The following is a 19,020-nucleotide window of genomic DNA, read 5'->3' as shown; positions in this document are numbered from 1 at the left end:
ATCTTATAAAATCTCTTTTCTTAACTGTTCCGGAGTCTTCTGTGACAATAATGCCGGCGCAATATCAAATACTGTCTTCGCCCCACATTCACCATTTGCGGAAAGTCTGTATGCCGCTCTTGCATAAGCAACTAAAACACTTGAAGTAAACTCCGGATTTGAATCCAGTTTCAAAGAATACTCAATCACATGTTTATTTCCTTCTCTTCCTGTCTCTCCTGTGCGGATCACAAAACCACCGTGAGGCATTTTGCTGTGATTTTCCTTTAATTCTTCTTCTGTGATAAATGTCACTGTTGTGTCATAATCTGCAAAATAGTTTGGCATTTCCTTGATTGCTTTTTCAATCTGTGCCTTGTCCGCACCTTCTTCCGCTACAACATAGCATTCACGCAAATGCTTCTGTCTTGTCGTAAGCTCCGGCTCACTTCCACTTCTTACTTCTTCAACTGCCGCTTCAATCGGTACTGTATACTGGATTCCGTTTTTTACTCCTTCTACACGACGGATCGCATCAGAATGTCCCTGACTTACACCTTTTCCCCAGAATGTGTAAGTGCTTCCCTGTACTAAAATAGACTCTGCGTAAATACGGTTCAGCGAAAACATTCCCGGATCCCAGCCAACAGAGATAATCCCAATATGATTTCCCTCTTTTGCTGCTGCATCTACATTTGCAAAGTATTCCGGAATCTTTGCGTGTGTGTCAAAACTGTCAATAATATTAAAGTTCTTTGCAATCTGTGGACCCATAACCGGGAGATCTGTCGCAGAGCCCCCGCACAGAATCATCACATCCACTTCTCCTTTCAGAGAAAGTACATCATCTAAATGCACCTTTTTCACACCTTCCGTGAGAATGTTTACATCCTCCGGATTACGGCGTGTCACAACCGCCACAAGCTCCATATCATCGTTACGCTCAATTGCAAGCTCCACACCACGTCCTATATTTCCATAACCTACAATACCAATTCTGATTTTATTCATTTTTCTGTTCTCCTTTCAACTTTGGGGACGTAGTAAAATTCAATTTTACTACGTCCCCAATTGAATTTTGCCCTGTCCCTTTTTGACTTTTACGTGAACTAATTTTAACAAATTTCCGCGCCTGCCGGCATTGTTTTTTCCGGTGTCATCAGCGCAAGGTTACCTTCTGCATCTTCTGCACACAAAAGCATACCTTCTGACAGAACCCCTGCAAGTTTTGCAGGCTTCAAATTCACAAGTACCATAACTTTTTTTCCAACCATTTCTTCTGCTGTATAATGTCCTTTGATACCTGACACAATCTGTTTTACCTGACTTCCGATTTTCACCTGCGAGCAAAGTAATTTTTTCGATTTTTTTACTTCCTCACAAGCGATAATCTCTCCAACCTGGAACTGCATCTTCATGAAATCGTCAAATGTGATCTCTTCTTTTGCTTCGATATCAATTCCTTCCTCTTCTTTTTCTTCCTCTACCGGTGGATGAAGCTCTTCCACTTTTTTTATCACTTCTTCCAAATCAAGTCTCTGGAATAAGATCTCCGGCTTATCTGTTACATTTCCGCCGTTCAACTGAGCAAGAATCTTTTCAGCTGTCTCCGGCATAAAGGATGACAATAATTCTGCTCCCTTAGAAATGCTGTCAATCAAGTTATAAAGCACTGTCTCAAGACGATCTTTCTGCGCTTCATCTTTTGCAAGTACCCAAGGCATTGTCTCATCAATGTATTTGTTGCAACGTTTGAAGAGATTGAAAATCTCTGTGATCGCATCTGCCACACGAAGTTTGTCCATCTTCTCCTCGACAGCTGCCGGAGTGCCGTCTACAACCGCCTTCAAGTCTGCATCTACATCCCCTGCTACTCCCTTGTCAGTCACGCTTCCGCCAAAATATTTATTTGTCATGGAAACTGTTCTGTTCACAAGATTTCCAAGTGTATTTGCAAGATCAGAGTTCATACGCTCTACCATCAGCTCCCATGTGATTACACCATCATTTTCGAATGGCATCTCATGCAGCACAAAGTAACGGACAGCATCCACACCGAACATATTCACAAGCTCGTCTGCGTAGATTACATTTCCTTTCGATTTACTCATCTTTCCGTCACCCTGCAAAAGCCATGGATGTCCGAAAATCTGTTTCGGCAATGGCAAATCCAATGCCATCAAGAAAATCGGCCAGTAAATTGTATGGAAACGAATGATATCTTTTCCAATCAAATGCAAGTCAGCAGGCCAGTCTTTTTTGAACTGTTCTGTGCTCTCGCCGTCACAGTCATAACCAATACCAGTGATGTAGTTTGTCAGCGCATCAAGCCATACATATACAACATGTTTTGGGTCAAAGTCTACCGGAATTCCCCATTTAAATGAAGTTCTCGATACACAAAGATCCTGAAGCCCCGGCAATAAGAAATTGTTCATCATCTCATTTTTACGGGAAACCGGCTGAATAAATTCCGGATGCGTGTTAATGTGCTCAATCAGTCTGTCCGCATATTTGCTCATTTTGAAGAAATATGCTTCCTCCTGTGCTGGTTGCACCTCGCGTCCACAGTCCGGACATTTCCCGTCTACTAACTGAGATTCTGTGAAAAATGACTCACAAGGTGTACAGTACATTCCTTCGTAGTGTCCTTTGTAAATATCACCTTGTTCATATAATCTTTTGAAAATCTTCTGAACTTGTTTCTCATGGTAATCATCTGTTGTACGAATGAATTTGTCATAAGAAGTATTCATCATATCGGCAATCGCCTTTACTTCCCCGGCAACTTTATCCACAAATTCCTTTGGTGAAACGCCTGCTTCCTCCGCCTTCAACTCAATTTTCTGTCCGTGTTCGTCAGTTCCTGTCTGGAAAAATACATCATATCCCTGACTTCTCTTGTATCTTGCAATCGCATCTGCAAGTACAAATTCATATGTGTTTCCAATATGCGGCTTGCCCGATGTGTAGGCAATCGCTGTCGTCATATAAAATTTCTTCTTGTCCATGTTCCTACTCCTTTTTGTATAAAAAATGAAACCCATCTTCCCAACAAAAGTTAAGAAGACGGGTCTGATACCGTGTTACCACTTCTCTTCGCTTATACTTCACAGTATAAACCTTATCAAGTATGCTCATACACCATACTCTGTCGCTGTAAAGGGCGATCCCTTTGTGCTTCACTAAAATCTTTCAGCTTGGCACACCGCTCAGGAGCCATCTTCGATATCTCTTTCATCGTCTCTTCTCAGCTTCATGAGACTTCTCTGTAAATGTCTGAAATATCTACTCTTTCCATCATTGCGTTTCCTGTTTTTAATGTTATTTCACATGTGAAAATCGTATCACAGGATTTTCTCGGTGTCAAGATTCCCATTTTTCTTTTTTATTACAGTTCGCACATCAGTCAATAGTAAATGGCGTGGAGTGAACTGTAGTCACACATCACTCTACTTCCAATACTTATCCAAGTACTTTTCTATTTCTTCTTGTGACAATGAGAATTCTTCCATCAAATTCTTCCTTGCCTGGTCTTTAGAAATATTACATTTCATGCAAATACGAATTGTTGCTTTAATCCCTTCAGCCAATCCCTCATTTAGTAAGTCTTCCCTCAAGGCTTTTCGAAATTCTTCTTCGTCATATTCTGTCAAAATCATATCTACGACCTCCGCTCGATTTTTTTGAAGTACATCTGCAAGAATTCCATTTTTAATACAATTATCCACTGCAATCTCCACTGACTTTTCAAACTGCATCCCCTCTGCAAGATACTTGCGGATTATTGCGATAAACTCTGCATATTCTCTCAATTGCTTACACTTTTCCATCAATTCTCGATTCTTCCCCAAATTAATATTAAGCACAACTGCTGTACATTCCAGTGCTGGATTCATTTCCCCTTTGTCCTCAATAAACAAATCACTCAACTTCAACTCCTGACGTTCCGGCTCCTTTTTTGTTCCATTGTAAAATACAATATACTGTGGGAACGGAATATGTAGTGGCGATGTAGAATACAATCGATATTTCACCGGCTCAATGTACTCCCGATACAACGATGAAAAATAGAATAAGCCACGCAACGGTAAGTTGGGACTGAACGAGCTCTGATGTTCATAAAGATTCATCACATCACCAATGATAAAGGACAGATCATTTTTCATCCCCATATAGACCACGTCTTCAATCGTTGTGATAGTTAAATCATCGGGATTCGTATAATTGCTGTCATTGATCGCATTGTAAAGCTCCAGCAAATCCTTTTTCTCATGGAAAATAACTCGGAATACCCTGTCTTTATACTTCTTATTTATCTTATGTTCTACCAAATGTTTTCCTCCTTTACATTTTATCAAATACAAATCTATGAATCAATGAAAAGAGCATACTTTCATAGGCGCCACCTACCTTTTTAATACAGAATAAACTATAACTTTTTCATAAAATACAAATCGGATTTCTTGTGACGAACGCCACGGAATTTTAGAAAATATAGAATGTTTGATTTGTAGAATTAATCATAGCACGATAAGTCCCAGATTACAATATTTTTGACCAAAAGAGATGCACCGACACAATGCATCTCTTTTTCCAATCTGATTACAATTCTCCTCCGTTTGTTTTGATCACCTGCTGATACCAGTAAAATGATTTTTTCTTCAGGCGTGCAAAGTCTCCTGTTCCGTCATCATATCTTCTCACATAAATCATTCCGTAACGTTTTGCATATTCTCCGGTAGATGCAGATACAAGGTCAATGCAGCCCCACGGTGTGTATCCCATCAGATCCACTCCATCTTCCACCGCAAGCTTCATCTGTTCAATATGCTGTCTGAGATAATCGATGCGGTAGTCGTCATTTACTGTTTGGTCCTCCTCCAGTACGTCTTTTGCCCCCAATCCGTTTTCTACAACCATCAGTGGTAAATGATATCTGTCACTTAAGTCATTCAACGCATAACGCAGTCCTTCCGGATCAATTTGCCATCCCCAGTCTGAGGCTTTCAGATATGGATTTAAAACTCCTCCGAGGATATTTCCCTCCCCGCTCTTTTCTTTTGAGTCTGCCGTCTGGCAAGAAGACATATAATAAGAAAATGTGATAAAATCTACTGTTCCGTTCTTTAAGATTTCTTCATCTCCTGCTTCTTTCTCCAACACAACTCCCATCTCTTTCAGAAGAGAATCTGCATATGCCGGATATGCTCCGTATGCCTGCACATCTGCGCAGTAATAATTGTAAAGACGATTGTATTTCTGGCAGACAAGAACATCCTTTGGATTGCATGTCAGCGGATAACTCGCCGCGTAAATCATCATATTTCCGACTTTATATTCCGGATCAATCTCATGCGCCATTTTCACGGCAAGTGCAGATGCAACGAACATGTGATGAAGTCCCTGAAATCTCTGCTGCGGAATGTCCGGCTGTTCCATGAACACCGTAGGATTTTCCAAATCATTTAAGATTCCCTGATTCAAAAGCGCTCCCATCGGTGCCACAGAGCTGTTGATCTCATTAAATGTAAGCCAGTATTTTACCTTCCCTTTATAACGCTCGAAAATTGCGCGGCAATAATTGAGATAATAATCGATCATTTCTCTGCTCACCCATGCATTACATTTCTTCGTCAATCCAAATGGTACTTCATAATGCGAGATAGTAATGATCGGTTCAATTCCGTATTTCAGACATTCATCAATCACTTCCTCATAGTGTCTTAAACCTGCCTCGTTTGGCTCTTTCTCGTCGCCGTTTGGGAAAATTCTTGTCCATGCAATTGAAAAACGATAGCATTTGAATCCCATTTCCGCAAATAGTTCGATGTCCTCTCGGAACTTTTCATAGTGACGAATCCCCTCGTGACTCGGATAAAATGTCCCCTCCTCCAGCACCGGAGTAATTCGCTTGCTCTGTCCAAATTTTCCTCCTGTACAAATATCAGAAACTGACACACCTTTTCCATCTTCGTTCCATGCACCTTCACACTGATTGGCAGCTGTAGCGCCGCCCCACAAAAATTTTTCAGAAAATCCCATCTTCTTATCCTCCTATCACAAGTCTTTCATTTTCTACTGTTACTCCACCGAGCTCTTCCGCATTGGTGATGATCACCGGAGTCTGAATCTCGCATCCGGCTTTTTGAATAGCATCTATATCAAATTCCAACAGAAGCGCTCCCTTTTTTAAATGCTCCCCATTTCCGGTATGTGCCTTGAATGGCTCTCCTTTCAAAGCTACCGTTTCGAGTCCTACATGAATCAACATCTCGATTCCATTGTCGGATGTGATTCCGATTGCATGTAATGTATCAAACAGATTTTCACACACTCCATCAAAAGGTGCATATACTTTTCCTTTTACCGGCGCTTCGATTTCTACTTTTCCGGTAAGAACAGCTGCACTCTTCTGTAATTCTGTTTCTTCTGCAGCTTCCTCCTCTGCCTCACCCTTTGTGAGAATAAAGGAGAGGACAAAAGAAAGTACGAGCGTCACTGCAAAAATGATTACCGCATATAAAAAGTTTTTCCCTCCATCCGGAGAAATGAACTGTACCAAAGATGTCATGGACGGAGTCACAAATGCATAAGATTTTACCTGTAAAATTCCTACGATCAATCCACCGATTCCACCGGAAATACACGCTGCAACCATAGGCTTTTTCAACTTTAGAGTAACTCCATACATTGCCGGTTCTGTTACCCCTGCAAGCAGTGCAGATACAGCCGCCGGAAATGCCATCTTTTTCATTTCTTTATCTTTTGTCTTAAATGCCGCTCCAAATGTAGCTCCCGCCTGAGCAGTGTTGCTGCACAACATTGCCGGAAGCAACATCAAATCATATCCCACACCGGAAATTCCAAGCATAGACGCCGGCACGAATGCCCCGTGCATTCCGGTCATTACGATAAACGGCATAAATCCGGCAAACAGCATCATCGCAAGCCATGGTGCAAATCCATAAATTCCGTTGATTACGGATTGCAGACCATTTCCTATGATTAATCCAAGCGGTGCGATTGCACAGAGGGTAATCGGAGTTACAATCATTACAATCAAAAGCGGTTTCAAAAAGCTTTTTGACCACTCCGGTGTGATTCGATCAACAAGTTTCTCCACATATTTTAAAAGCAGTGTTGATAACATTGCCGGAATAATCGAAGACGAATAACTTCCATGTACTACCGGTATCACACCAAACAAATATGTCGCACTATCACCGGCAAGCAATAAAACGGAGCGTCTCCAAGTGCATTCATCAAAATATAGGTGTCACTTGTCGTCTGCATCACATTCAAAAGTGTCGGACCGAAAATGACGAGCAGTACCTTCACAAGACCGCCTGCAATAATCGCTGTGAACAGCGGTGTCATACACCCTGCAATAAAGTCCAGCGCCGCAACAATCGGATTAACTTTTTCTATATGCTCTGCTGCATCGCCTCCGACCGCTGTATCAGAAATACCGGTTGCAGCTACTACTTCCTTGTAGACATTTCCAACGGAATTTCCGATAATCACCTGATACTGTCCCCCCGCAATATTGACTCCCATAACACCCGGAATCTTTTCTACCTCTTTTTTGTTTGGAATACTTTTGTCCTTCAGAACAAATCTTAATCTGGTCATGCAATGTGTCACCGACGTAATATTCGCAGTGCCACCAACTGCTTTTACGACTGCCTCTGCAATCTGTCTGTTTTTCTCTGCCATAATTTTTTCTCCTTATCGTTACTACGTTTTCTAAAATTATCTTCTCGATTCATGTGCACCTGCCCCGAGAAAACAAAAACCTCCCACAACAGAGCCGCTATACGCCATCTCTGCCATGGAAGGTAATGCCCAAATGGTTACAATCCTTCTCTCGTACATATCCTGTTAATATGCAGAATCAGATATAATTTTTCTTCTTTTGAAAGTATAATACCACATTTTCTTTTAAAATATCGTTCCAGCAATTCGACACATACCGCAATCCCCGGAAACTCATCTTTCATGCTCTGATACATGATTCCATTGTCTGAATAAAGCATCTTGTTTCCTGCAATCCGGTCTAGCAGATACATCAGATGCGAGGAATAACGCGCAAAATTAAATGAATCTCTGTCAATCACAATTCCTATCTCATCTTCCACGATACTGATCGTGTCTTCCAGAATCTCCTGATATTGCTTCTTCAACTGATCAGCCACATCCGTCTTAAGCCTTGTATCATATCGGGCATTTACAAAATTCATTGCAATTCCCGAAGCTTCATTCGGATCTAACCGAACATTGAATCTGCGTTCTATCTGCTTCACTGCATATTTTCCAATGCGTGCCTCCGCCGGAAATGTCTGCTCCACTTCATAAATCAATGGCATCTGTACATCGATATTTTTCTGTGCCCTCTGAATACTAAAGTGAATGTGATCGGACATCGTCACGACCAAATTCGGGTTCATCTCATACCCCAGCTCATTTTTTGCAATCTCCACAAGTTTCGCTGTAAAATGAACCACTTTTTCCGGAATATCCTTGAAAAGTTCAATATACTTTGGGTCAATATCGTAAAATGTCCGTGTGATCAAGTTCAGGTCTTCAACCTCATATGGAGTTTTGGGAAATCCAATACCTTTACCGACAGCAATCAGTTCTTTCCCCTCACCATCGATACAAATGGCAAAATTATTGTTTAATTTGTTAATTACTTGCATCTCTCTCCAATAAAAAAACTCCTCAAGACACTAAACACCTCATTTTCACTAAACAGGTACTATTAGTAATGCCTCAAAGAGTAACAATCTAATTTACATGTATATATTAGCAAAATACATTAATTTTGTCCAGCGGCACATTACACAAATATTTCTTGCGATTTTTAGTGGTTTTCAAAATAATATTTTTCTTTTTAAATAATTCCATTATTTATTTTACATCTCTTCACTTTCCCCGAATATCGCTTTCAGCACCGTTGAGAATACTGCTGCGACAGGCCATATGATCCAACTTCTTCCCCAGTCAAATGTATACAAACTATATCCAAGATACACTGCCGTCACCAGTGGCCAATAGATGGCAGCCCATTTTTCTGTTTTCCTGTCTATCTTTTTGGCTTTCGCCGTATATTCTCCTTCCTGCAGCAATCTGTCGTATGTCTCTCTGACCATGCACACCTGAATCAAAAGATAGACCGCAACAGCAACAATCATAAATAAAAAAACAATTCCTGTCACTAACAGGTGATCCGGAAGTCCAAACGCCCCCATCACAATAAGTGGAAGAATTGATATGATGCATAGACTGACACCAATTACAATTCCCATTGTATAACGTTCCGAATACCCTTGTTTTTTCTCTTTGATAATTCCGGTAACGCCGTATTCCAACTCAATGATTTCTGTATCAATATACTGGTATTTTTCCATTTTCATTCCGGTTGTGATAAAAAGAGCGACTGCCGGAATCACCAACAAAATTAATGCAGCAATTCCTATGCCTCCTGCCACATCTTCACTGATTCCGATCTTTCCGTATTCCGCCATACTTGCCAAATAAATTAATATCACCGGACTCAAAATACACAAAACAACCCCCACTCCGATTCTCTTTGCCGCACACCGTCTATCCTTTATATATTCCTTCGACTCTTCCAGAGAAATTTTATAAATGGTTTCACCGCCTGCCGCTTTCTCCACCGTCTCCTCTACAAAAATTTCTGCCTTTTGTGTTTCTTCTATATCGTCTCTCAACAGATAATCCGTACTCACGCCAAACACTTGACTCAGCAGCAGAATTTTACTCAGGTCCGGAATAGAAGCGCTGCTCTCCCACTTCGACACAGACTGCCTCGACACGTGAATCTTCTCAGCAAGTTCCTCCTGAGACCAACCATTTTTCTTTCTCAGCTCCATAATCTTTTCCGCTAAAATCATATTATCTCTCCTCCTGTATTGAATTTATACCACAACTCTAATCCATTTTCCAGTTGCAATCTACCAACTCCCCTTGAAAATGTGTCAACCGGCAGTTGCAAATGCCGAAAACACGCCACTTCCTGCTGTCATACATTCCCCGCATCCCACATAAGATACTAAAAACGCTCTGGAGTCTTTTATGAAACAGAAAAAATATTACGTATCTCTTATTTCATTTTTTCTCGCTATCACCATCCTTCTCACCAGTTGTTCTTCTCCCTCCATTCCGACAAATGCGAATACTGCATTTCAAAATTTTACCCGAAATCTGTTTGAGCAAGATGTCGTTTCCACAACAATCGGTCTGCACTATACCTTGCAAAATCCAGAATCCTACGGTATCAAAGAAATTCCGATTACATATGGTTCCTTCGATATAGATGAAACCGCTTCCTACGCAGCTCTTGAAAACTGTAGTGCAGTACTCGATAAATTTTCCTATGATACTCTGTCGAAAGAAAATCAAATCACATACGATGTCCTTTCTTCTTATCTGGATACTGCAAAAAAAGGGATTCCGTACAGTCTCTACGAAGAACCACTCAGTCCGGTCACCGGCATTCAGGCACAACTTCCGGTTCTGCTCGCTGAGTATCAATTTTTTTCTGCAAAAGATATCGAAACCTATTTAGCCCTCCTTAAGACGACACCGCAATACTTTGATTCCCTCATTCAGTTTGAACAGAAAAAATCTGATGCCGGATTGTTCATGGCAGATTACACCGTCAACTCCATTTTGGAACAATGCAACGCATTTCTTGCTATGGGAGATTCCAACTATCTACTATCCACGTTTGAAGAACGGCTCTCTGCGCTGGAAAATCTGACAGCGGAACAAAAACAAAGTTATATCAGCCAAAATCATGAACTTCTTTCTTCTTCGATTTTGCCCGCCTACGAGCACCTTGTGTCTGCACTCACTAAGCTCAAAGGCTCTGGTAAAAATACGAAAGGTCTCTGCAACTTGCCAAATGGAAAGGATTACTATGCTTATCTTGTTTCCCGCGACACAGGTTCTCCGCATACGGTAGAAGAAATTCAAAAACGAATCTATGCTCAGATTAGCTCCGACCTCATTGATATGCAGACAGTTGCCGCCAAAAATCCAACTCTCTCTCTGGAGACTTCCGTCACTTACGACGTTCCGCCGTCTGCTATCATACAGGATTTGGAGCAAAATATTACTGATGCATTTCCAAAACCTGCAAATGTCACCACTCGGATTAAATATGTTCCAGACGCACTGGAACCATACTTAAGTCCCGCATTTTACATGATACCTTCCATCGACAATACTTCCGAAAATGTCATCTATATCAATCAAGCTCATACTATGGAAGATATTCGCATGTTTACGACACTGGCGCACGAAGGCTATCCGGGGCATCTCTATCAGACTACCTACTATGCCAATACCAATCCGGACCCACTCCGAAATCTTTTAAATTTCAGCGGTTACGTGGAAGGCTGGGCGACCTATGCTGAAATGTGCTCCTATTATCTGAGTTCTTTGGAAAAACCGTACGCCACGCTGCTACAGAAAAACAGCTCTGTCCTCCTCGGGCTTTATGCGGCTGCCGACATCGGTATTCACTACGACAATTGGAGTCTTGCGCAGACCACTCAGTTTTTTACTTCTTACGGAATCAAAGATGAGAAGCCAATTCGAGAAATTTATGAGTTGATTATCTCTGATCCTGCCAATTATTTAAAATATTATGTGGGATATGTAGAAATTTTAGATTTGAAAAAAGCGTCACTCAAAAAGAAGAAAGAAAAGTTCTCACAAAAAAAATTCCATAAATCGATATTGGATATTGGTCCCGCTCCGTTTGATGTAGTGGAAAAATGGTTGTGATCTGCATACAATATAGCAATACCATTATGAAAGAAAGGGAATTTATGTATATCCTTTTTAGTATTTTCATCATCATATTACTGTTTTTCTTTGTAATCAATCACTCTCGAAAAAAATGTATTATACGTAAAATCTGCTGTATGACACTGGAAGAAAAATGTAATTTGCTAAATGCTATCATTGAACCGATGGGATTTTCCTATCTGGCTGATCAGGACATTTTTACTTCCACGCGTGATGCCTGGCAGCGCAAAATGGGATATCAGTCACTTTATAACCGAGGTGCTGTGCATTTTAATATGGTGTTCGACTATCTTCCGGTCTACTTTGACTACAACGATAAAACCTGGATGATTCAGCTCTGGAAAGGACAATACGGAATCAACACCGGAGGGGAAATCGGCGTATACTATGCAGACCACATTGTCTCACAGGAACAGCTTGACACCACATTATTCCAGGCAGTCGACGATTCGGATATATTAAAAATGTCAATGTATCTGATACGAGATGGGAAATGTGTTTTTCGGCTGACCTGCGTTCATTGGTGGCTCACCGGATTTTCTATGGGGTTATTTTCATGGCCAAAACAGCTCTCCCTGAATGCCTCCATCACCTTTCCAGACTGTGCAATGATGAATGCATTTATCGAAGGGCTCCTAAAACAGTCTTACTGTCGATGTGACCTCACCATCTGCGGACTGACATTGACTTTTGACATGAAACCTCTTTGCCGCCATAAAAATTGTCTGCAAAAATTAGCTGCCTGGTTCTCTCAATGGAAAAACCGCATGTTTTGTTGGCTCTTTTTATTTGCTACTCGACCATTTTGTCTTTCTTTAGATCGGCTTCTCTATCTTTACTATTTTCTTCCGTTTGCATTTCGAAAGACAATGTATGTTCGTGGCTACAAACGAAAATATATTCGCCGTTGTGGCTGTAGGAGGCAATAATTATGGGATATGAAACAAGAATTTCAAAAGCATTTGAGGGGGCATTAAAGCTCCCTCTCAGTGACAATTCTAAGTATGCTCTGTTCAGTGACTGCCATCGGGGAGTTGGCACTTCCAATGATAATTTTCTAAAAAACCAGCATTTATATTTTGCAGCCTTACAACACTATTACCAAAATAATTTTACCTATATTGAATTGGGCGATGGGGATGAACTTTGGGAAAACCGATCCTTTAACCGGATCCTTGAAATACACAGCAATGTTTTTTGGCTTCTGTCCCAGTTCTACTATCAAAAACGGCTGTATTTGATCTACGGCAACCACGATATTGTAAAACAGAATTCCTCTTTTGCCACCTTGAAATGTAAGATTTATTATTGCGATGCAACCCAATGTTACCTTCCGTTATTTCCAGGTATTACGTTTCAATCTGGGATTATTCTCTGGGATAAAAATCATAAAAAAGACATTTATCTCACTCACGGACACCAAGCTGATTTTTTTAACAGCACCCTTTGGAAAACAGCTCGTTTTCTTGTACGTTATGTCTGGGGTCCACTGGAACAAATCGGTTTTTCCAATCCAACCAGTGCCGCACGCAATCACACAAGAAAGCAGAAAATCGAAGAACGACTTACCCGATGGGCAAAAAACGAAAATCGTATCCTCATTACAGGACATACCCACCGCCCGATGCTCGGCACAAAAGATTCCCCTTATTTTAATACCGGAAGCTGCGTGCACCCACGGTGTATCACCTGTATCGAAATCGAACACCGATGTCTGACGCTCGTGAAATGGTGCCTGGATATCCACGAAGATATGAGTCTGTATGTCTCACGAGAAGAATTAGCCGGACCAATTTGCGTGGATGAATATTAATTGGGGACGTAGTAAAGCTCAAAAAGGGACAGGGCAAAGTGCAAAAAAGGGACGTAGTAAAATTCAATTTTACTACGTCCCCAATTGTTATAAATTTATATTCCCGCTCTTACCGGATGCGCTCAATCTTGACATTGCACGTGCCAAGGATGCAGAAGAAATATGGTATTCCTGTATGCTTTGTTTCTGTCTGAGTTGTTCTTCTGCACGCTCTTTTGCTTCCTGTGCTCTTTTTACGTCAATCTCTTCCGGACGTTCTGCTGTATCTACAAGCACATAAACTCGTCCGTGAGATACTCGTGCGAACCCGCTTCCGACAATCGCAATCTGCCATGTCCCATCTGGCATCTTAATCTTCAATTCTCCGCAATCAATTGCCATGATCACACTCTCATGATGTGCCAGCACTTCCCGCTGTCCATCCAGTGCCGGAATAATCACTCCGGTACACGGACCATCATAAAAGAGATGGTCACTGGCAATTAATCTGATACTAAATGTAGTTTTCATAACACTCAGCTCCTTTTAATGTTCCATTGACTTTGCTTTTTCAATCACATCATCAATTGTACCGACATTAAAAAATGCAGCTTCCGGATACTGATCCATCTCACCATCAATGATTGCTTTAAATCCGCGGATTGTCTCTTTTAATGGAACATATCTTCCCGGAATTCCTGTAAAGTTTTCCGCTACAAAGAATGGCTGAGATAAAAATCTCTGTACCTTTCTTGCCCGGTAAACAGTTGTCTTATCTTCTTCTGATAACTCTTCCATACCTAAGATGGAAATGATATCCTGAAGTTCTTTATATTTCTGCAAGATAGCCTGTACATTTCTTGCTACTTCATAGTGTTCTTCTCCCACAACATCTGCTTCCAGAATACGAGAGTTTGATTCGAGCGGATCTACCGCCGGGTAAATTCCCTGTTCTACAATCTTTCTTGACAATACAGTTGTCGCATCCAAGTGGGCAAATGTTGTCGCCGGAGCCGGGTCAGTCAAGTCATCAGCCGGCACATAAACAGCCTGTACAGATGTTACAGAACCATTTTTTGTAGACGCGATTCTCTCCTGCAGTTCACCGACTTCATTTGCAAGAGTTGGCTGATATCCTACTGCTGAAGGCATACGTCCAAGAAGCGCGGAAACTTCTGAACCAGCTTGTACGAAACGGAAAATATTATCAATAAACAACAATACATTCTGATGTTGTTCATCACGGAAATATTCTGCCATGGTAAGCCCTGTCTCAGCCACACGCATACGCGATCCAGGCGGCTCGTTCATCTGACCGAACACCAAAGCAGTCTTGTCAAGAACCCCTGACTCTTTCATCTCCGACCACAAGTCATTTCCTTCTCTGGAACGTTCTCCTACTCCGGTAAAGATAGAATATCCTCCATGCTCTGTTGCGATATTACGAATCAATTCCTGAATCAACACGGTCTTACCTACACCGGCACCACCGAACAGACCAATCTTACCACCTTTTGCATATGGAGCCAAAAGATCGATAACTTTGATACCTGTCTCCAAAATTTCTACTACAGGACTTTGTTCTTCAAATGTAGGAGCATCTCTGTGAATTACCCAATGCTCTTCATTCTCCAAAGACTCACCGCCATCAATTGTATCTCCAAGAACGTTAAATAAACGCCCCAATGTCTTATCTCCTACAGGTACTTTAATCCCTGATCCGGTTGCAGTTACTTCCATATCTCTGCTCAATCCTTCACTGGCATTCAGCATGATACAACGTACTGTATTATTTCCAATGTGCTGTGCAACTTCCATCACGCAGCGTTTCCCATTGTTATCTACTTCCAACGCATCTTTGATATATGGAATATCATTATTTTCAAATTCCACGTCAACGACAGGTCCCATAACCTGTACGATTTTCCCTTTATTCATGCGTTTGCAACCTCCCTTCTGTTATTTTGCTTTCTTCTTTTTCTGTGCTTTTGCACCACTGATTACCTCTGTGATCTCCTGCGTAATGGCAGCCTGTCTCACTCGGTTAAATTCGATATTCAGATTACGCAAAATTTCTTTTGCACTCTTTGTGGCACCATCCATTGCCATCATTCTTGAATTCTGTTCACTACAGAACGACTCAACAAGTGATCCGTAAATAAATCCAGTCACATAATTCGGAATGATACAATCCAATACATCCTTTGGTGTCGGAAGCATCGGAATCTCATCCAGCTGAATTCCCGCCGGGACCTCACAAAATGCTCCTGACTGAAGTGGAAGCAGCTGCTTTGTCTCAGCCACCATCTCCACCGCATTCTCCATTCTTGTATAAATAATATGCACCTCATCCAATTCTTTTCGATTGAATAAATCTAACATCTTCTCAGCAATCACTCTTGCGCGGTGCATCGTTGGCTTTTGCACTGTGTATTTAAAAGAAGTATCTACATCCACATTTTTCTTTTGAAAATAACTTCTTCCAAGCTGTCCCAGCACAAACAACTCATTATGTCCCGGCTTATCCAAAAACTCCTGAGCCAGTTTGATAACATTATGGTTATATCCTCCTGCAAGACCTTTATCTGCCGTTACCACAATATAGCCTTTCTTTCTGTCAGCTTCTTTTATCTCCGGGCGCTCATCAAAATACTGATGTTCGATCCCACCCTGCATATGTCCAAGAATACCGGCAATCATGATTTGCAATGTATAAAAATACGGCTCTGTCTCTTCCAAATTCTTTTTCGCTTTCTGTAAATTAGAAGAGGCAATCATATGCATAGCACTTGTGATCTTCATCGTATCTTTTATACTTTTCATTCTGCTTTGCAGCTCTCTTGTATTTGCCATACTAACACCTGCTCTTGAATTCTTTTGCTAACTCTACAATTTTATCAATTAATTCGTCGGACAATACTTTCTTTTCTTCAATTTCATTTACAATCTCTGCATGTTCTATTTCAAAGAAATTCAGCATATCCTTCTGGAAATCTTTGATTTTTGAAATCTCTACATCAACCAATACTTTATGTGTTGCCACGCACAACGTGATAACCTGTTCATGTAAACTCATTGGATGGCACAGTGGCTGTTTTAACAGTTCCATCAAACCTTTACCATATTGCAACTGCTCTTTTGTCGCTGCATCCAAATCCGAACTAAACTGTGTAAATACTTCCATCTCACGGAACTGTGCAAGGTCGATACGGATACTTCCGGCAACTTTTTTCATTGCCTTTGTCTGTGCTGCACCACCTACACGGGATACAGAAAGACCTACATTGACCGCCGGTCTCATACCTGCAAAAAACAGATCACTCTCAAGGAAAATCTGTCCGTCTGTAATAGAAATTACGTTAGTAGGAATATACGCAGAAACATCTCCTGCCTGTGTCTCAATAATCGGAAGTGCGGTAATCGAACCACCACCAAGCTCATCACTCAATCTGCTGGAACGTTCCAACAATCTTGAATGCAAGTAAAATACATCTCCAGGATATGCCTCACGTCCAGGAGAACGTTCCAATAACAACGATAATGCACGATATGCAACTGCATGTTTTGATAAATCATCGTACACAATCAGCACATCTTTCCCTTTGTGCATAAAATACTCTGCAAGCGCTGTTCCTGAGTACGGTGCAATATATTGTAACGGTGCAGAATCACTCGCTGTCGCAGATACAACAATCGAATAATCCATGGCATCATTTTTTGTAAGAGTTGATACAATTTTTGCAATTGTAGATGCTTTCTGTCCGATTGCAACATAAATACAGATAACATCTTTTCCTTTTTGGTTGATGATCGTATCTGTTGCAATAGATGTCTTACCTGTCTGTCTGTCACCGATAATCAACTCTCTCTGTCCGCGTCCAATCGGGAACATAGAGTCAATTGCCAGGATTCCTGTCTCAAGCGGAACACTGACTGATTTACGATCAATAATTCCAGGTGCCTCTTGTTCAATCGGACGGTATCCGTCAGAAGGAATATCTCCTTTTCCATCAATTGGTGCTCCCAGAGCATCCACAACTCTTCCTAAGTATGCATCTCCAACCGGAATTCCGGCTTTCTTTCCTGTTCTTGTTACCTTTGTACCTTCTTTGATTCCTGTGTCTTTTCCAAGTAAAATGACACCGATCTCATTTCTTCTGATATCCTGAACCATACCTTTTACGCCTGTTTCAAAGATAACAATCTCTCCATACATTGCATGGTCAATTCCGTAAACAGTTGTAATTCCGTCACTGATCCAGATAACAGTTCCGACCTCCTGGTCTTTTGTTTCTAACTCATAATTTTCTATCTCGCTTTTCAAAATAGAAATAATTTCTTCTGAACTAATTGAGCTCACACTTTCACCTCCAGATCAATCTTAACTGGTTCATACGGCCACGCAGACTCCAGTCATATTCATAGTCTTTCACATGCAAAATAAATCCTCCGAGCAGCTTATCATCCTGTTCAAGCTGCCACTCTACTTCTTTTACATGATACTTTTTACATAAAAATGTTTTCATTTGCTCTAACTGCTGTTCACTAGGGCAATCCACATACGTAAGAACTGCCGGTAAAATTCCGTTCTGTTCGTTATAGTACTCTTTGTATGCGGAAAATATATCTTCAATTACTTCTACGCTATGGTAGTCGCATAAAATTTTCAGGAAATTTTTGATTTCCTTTTGAAATACTTTTTCTATAATGCTGTGTTTTACCTGAATTGGAATAATCGGACTCATCAGGGAGGTTCTAAGCTTTGGCACTTTCTTGAAAGCTTCTTCTGTCTCTTCTATGATCGTTTTGTCAATTCCTAACTCATAAAGAACTTTCGCATAATTAATTGCCGTTTGCGTCATTTTGCTCACCTACCTGGGATAAAAATTGTCCGTATAGTGCCTGATTTGCCGCCGCATTTTTCTGCTCTCCAAGCATTTTTGAAACTGCCACAAGTGCAAGATTGGCAACTTCTTTTTCCATGCCGCGCACTGCTTTTTCTCTGTCTAATTCCACAGTCTTTCTCGCATTGTCAATGATTTTTCCAGCCTGCTCATCTGCCTCTTTGACAATTCTTGAATATTCTTCCTGTGCTCTTGCCTTTGAATTTTCCACAATTCTCAAAGATTCGTCATGTGCATCATTCAACGAATTCTCATACTGAGCTTTCAACTGCATAGCATCCTGTTCCGTCTTTTTTGCAGTTTCAAGCTGAGTTTTGATCATTTCATCTCTTTTCTCAATGATTCCCATAACCGGCTTGTACAAAAACTTTCTCAGCAGCAAATACAGTACCAATATGTTAATAATGGTGATAACAAGGTTTGAAACACTTAAACTAAGCATCCTGATAACCTGCCTTCCTGTATATTATTTGTTAATATTCACACCGTTGTCTGATACGT

The 19,020-nt window shown here is 40.9% G+C and carries 17 protein-coding genes; 3 read left to right on the top strand and 14 right to left on the bottom strand.

Annotation, left to right across the window (positions count from 1 at the left end; translation table 11 throughout):
• Window positions 1-3: 3 nt before the first annotated feature.
• The 8 genes from AC6I5B_RS00435 to AC6I5B_RS00400 form a co-directional block, all read right to left on the bottom strand.
• On the bottom strand, window positions 4-990 hold the full coding sequence (locus tag AC6I5B_RS00435) for a diaminopimelate dehydrogenase (protein WP_004614386.1): 987 nt from the start codon (window positions 988-990) through the stop codon (window positions 4-6).
• A gap of 104 nt (window positions 991-1,094) precedes the next feature.
• Window positions 1,095-3,026: a methionine--tRNA ligase gene (metG, locus tag AC6I5B_RS00430; RefSeq protein ID WP_004614387.1), complete on the bottom strand. Its 1,932-nt coding sequence runs from the start codon at window positions 3,024-3,026 to the stop codon at window positions 1,095-1,097.
• Window positions 3,027-3,431: 405 nt separating this feature from the next.
• On the bottom strand, window positions 3,432-4,313 hold the full coding sequence (locus AC6I5B_RS00425; RefSeq protein ID WP_022249873.1) for a hypothetical protein: 882 nt from the start codon (window positions 4,311-4,313) through the stop codon (window positions 3,432-3,434).
• A 271-nt stretch (window positions 4,314-4,584) separates the two neighbouring features.
• Window positions 4,585-6,024: a glycoside hydrolase family 1 protein gene (locus tag AC6I5B_RS00420; RefSeq protein ID WP_022249874.1), complete on the bottom strand. Its 1,440-nt coding sequence runs from the start codon at window positions 6,022-6,024 to the stop codon at window positions 4,585-4,587.
• A gap of 4 nt (window positions 6,025-6,028) precedes the next feature.
• Window positions 6,029-7,216 (bottom strand): PTS glucose transporter subunit IIA, encoded by a 1,188-nt coding sequence (locus AC6I5B_RS00415; protein WP_497773528.1) that lies wholly within the window; start codon window positions 7,214-7,216, stop codon window positions 6,029-6,031.
• The gene (locus AC6I5B_RS00410; RefSeq protein WP_004614393.1) at window positions 7,177-7,698 is read right to left on the bottom strand and encodes a PTS transporter subunit EIIB; all 522 of its coding nucleotides are present in this window, start codon (window positions 7,696-7,698) and stop codon (window positions 7,177-7,179) included. Before AC6I5B_RS00410 ends, AC6I5B_RS00415 begins: the two co-directional genes overlap by 40 nt.
• Before the next feature lie 137 nt (window positions 7,699-7,835).
• Entirely contained in the window at window positions 7,836-8,681 is an 846-nt protein-coding gene (locus AC6I5B_RS00405; protein ID WP_004614395.1) for a PRD domain-containing protein, read from the bottom strand.
• Between the two features lie 216 nt (window positions 8,682-8,897).
• Entirely contained in the window at window positions 8,898-9,899 is a 1,002-nt protein-coding gene (locus tag AC6I5B_RS00400) for a helix-turn-helix domain-containing protein (protein WP_004614396.1), read from the bottom strand.
• Window positions 9,900-10,080: 181 nt separating this feature from the next.
• On the opposite strand from AC6I5B_RS00400, the gene AC6I5B_RS00395 reads away from it, so the two are divergent.
• Genes AC6I5B_RS00395 through AC6I5B_RS00385 form a run of 3 tightly spaced genes read left to right on the top strand, consistent with a single transcriptional unit; the run spans window position 10,081 to window position 13,636 of the window.
• Complete coding sequence (locus AC6I5B_RS00395; RefSeq protein WP_004614397.1) at window positions 10,081-11,799, top strand: DUF885 domain-containing protein; 1,719 nt, start codon at window positions 10,081-10,083, stop codon at window positions 11,797-11,799.
• A gap of 44 nt (window positions 11,800-11,843) precedes the next feature.
• Entirely contained in the window at window positions 11,844-12,752 is a 909-nt protein-coding gene (locus AC6I5B_RS00390) for a DUF4474 domain-containing protein (protein WP_497773527.1), read from the top strand.
• 2 nt (window positions 12,753-12,754) lie between these two features.
• Window positions 12,755-13,636: a metallophosphoesterase gene (locus AC6I5B_RS00385; protein ID WP_497773526.1), complete on the top strand. Its 882-nt coding sequence runs from the start codon at window positions 12,755-12,757 to the stop codon at window positions 13,634-13,636.
• Between the two features lie 87 nt (window positions 13,637-13,723).
• Here AC6I5B_RS00385 and atpC read toward each other — a convergent pair whose 3' ends face one another.
• From atpC to atpF, 6 genes are read right to left on the bottom strand one after another with little or no spacing between them, the layout of a single operon-like run.
• Window positions 13,724-14,146 carry an ATP synthase F1 subunit epsilon gene (atpC, locus tag AC6I5B_RS00380; protein WP_004614400.1) on the bottom strand — a complete coding sequence of 141 codons (423 nt, stop codon included), beginning with the start codon at window positions 14,144-14,146 and terminating at the stop codon, window positions 13,724-13,726.
• Window positions 14,147-14,161: 15 nt separating this feature from the next.
• Window positions 14,162-15,553, bottom strand: a complete 1,392-nt coding sequence (atpD, locus tag AC6I5B_RS00375; RefSeq protein WP_004614401.1) for a F0F1 ATP synthase subunit beta — start codon at window positions 15,551-15,553, stop codon at window positions 14,162-14,164.
• 21 nt (window positions 15,554-15,574) lie between these two features.
• Window positions 15,575-16,468, bottom strand: coding sequence for an ATP synthase F1 subunit gamma (gene atpG, locus AC6I5B_RS00370; protein ID WP_117787734.1), 894 nt, complete (start codon window positions 16,466-16,468; stop codon window positions 15,575-15,577).
• Between the two features lies 1 nt (window position 16,469).
• The gene (atpA, locus tag AC6I5B_RS00365) at window positions 16,470-17,975 is read right to left on the bottom strand and encodes a F0F1 ATP synthase subunit alpha (RefSeq protein ID WP_004614403.1); all 1,506 of its coding nucleotides are present in this window, start codon (window positions 17,973-17,975) and stop codon (window positions 16,470-16,472) included.
• 4 nt (window positions 17,976-17,979) lie between these two features.
• The gene (gene atpH, locus AC6I5B_RS00360; RefSeq protein ID WP_004614404.1) at window positions 17,980-18,477 is read right to left on the bottom strand and encodes an ATP synthase F1 subunit delta; all 498 of its coding nucleotides are present in this window, start codon (window positions 18,475-18,477) and stop codon (window positions 17,980-17,982) included.
• Window positions 18,458-18,961 carry a F0F1 ATP synthase subunit B gene (atpF, locus tag AC6I5B_RS00355; RefSeq protein ID WP_004614405.1) on the bottom strand — a complete coding sequence of 168 codons (504 nt, stop codon included), beginning with the start codon at window positions 18,959-18,961 and terminating at the stop codon, window positions 18,458-18,460. Before atpF ends, atpH begins: the two co-directional genes overlap by 20 nt.
• Window positions 18,962-19,020: the final 59 nt, after the last annotated feature.

The sequence above is a fragment of the Faecalimonas nexilis genome, assembly GCF_059731825.1.
This window is presented reverse-complemented; position numbering and strand designations above follow the sequence as displayed.

Bases quoted from the DNA above. Each gene is read 5' to 3' on its own strand.
- AC6I5B_RS00400 (WP_004614396.1), bottom strand. From the start codon at position 9,899: ATGATTTTAGCGGAAAAGATTATGGAGCTGAGAAAGAAAAATGGTTGG.
- AC6I5B_RS00410 (WP_004614393.1), bottom strand. From the start codon at position 7,698: ATGGCAGAGAAAAACAGACAGATTGCAGAGGCAGTCGTAAAAGCAGTT.
- metG (WP_004614387.1), bottom strand. From the start codon at position 3,026: ATGGGTTTCATTTTTTATACAAAAAGGAGTAGGAACATGGACAAGAAG.
- atpG (WP_117787734.1), bottom strand. From the start codon at position 16,468: ATGGCAAATACAAGAGAGCTGCAAAGCAGAATGAAAAGTATAAAAGAT.
- AC6I5B_RS00420 (WP_022249874.1), bottom strand. From the start codon at position 6,024: ATGGGATTTTCTGAAAAATTTTTGTGGGGCGGCGCTACAGCTGCCAAT.
- atpC (WP_004614400.1), bottom strand. From the start codon at position 14,146: ATGAAAACTACATTTAGTATCAGATTAATTGCCAGTGACCATCTCTTT.
- AC6I5B_RS00390 (WP_497773527.1), top strand. From the start codon at position 11,844: ATGTATATCCTTTTTAGTATTTTCATCATCATATTACTGTTTTTCTTT.
- AC6I5B_RS00395 (WP_004614397.1), top strand. From the start codon at position 10,081: ATGAAACAGAAAAAATATTACGTATCTCTTATTTCATTTTTTCTCGCT.
- atpD (WP_004614401.1), bottom strand. From the start codon at position 15,553: ATGAATAAAGGGAAAATCGTACAGGTTATGGGACCTGTCGTTGACGTG.
- AC6I5B_RS00405 (WP_004614395.1), bottom strand. From the start codon at position 8,681: ATGCAAGTAATTAACAAATTAAACAATAATTTTGCCATTTGTATCGAT.
- atpH (WP_004614404.1), bottom strand. From the start codon at position 18,477: ATGACGCAAACGGCAATTAATTATGCGAAAGTTCTTTATGAGTTAGGA.
- atpF (WP_004614405.1), bottom strand. From the start codon at position 18,961: ATGCTTAGTTTAAGTGTTTCAAACCTTGTTATCACCATTATTAACATA.
- AC6I5B_RS00435 (WP_004614386.1), bottom strand. From the start codon at position 990: ATGAATAAAATCAGAATTGGTATTGTAGGTTATGGAAATATAGGACGT.
- AC6I5B_RS00385 (WP_497773526.1), top strand. From the start codon at position 12,755: ATGGGATATGAAACAAGAATTTCAAAAGCATTTGAGGGGGCATTAAAG.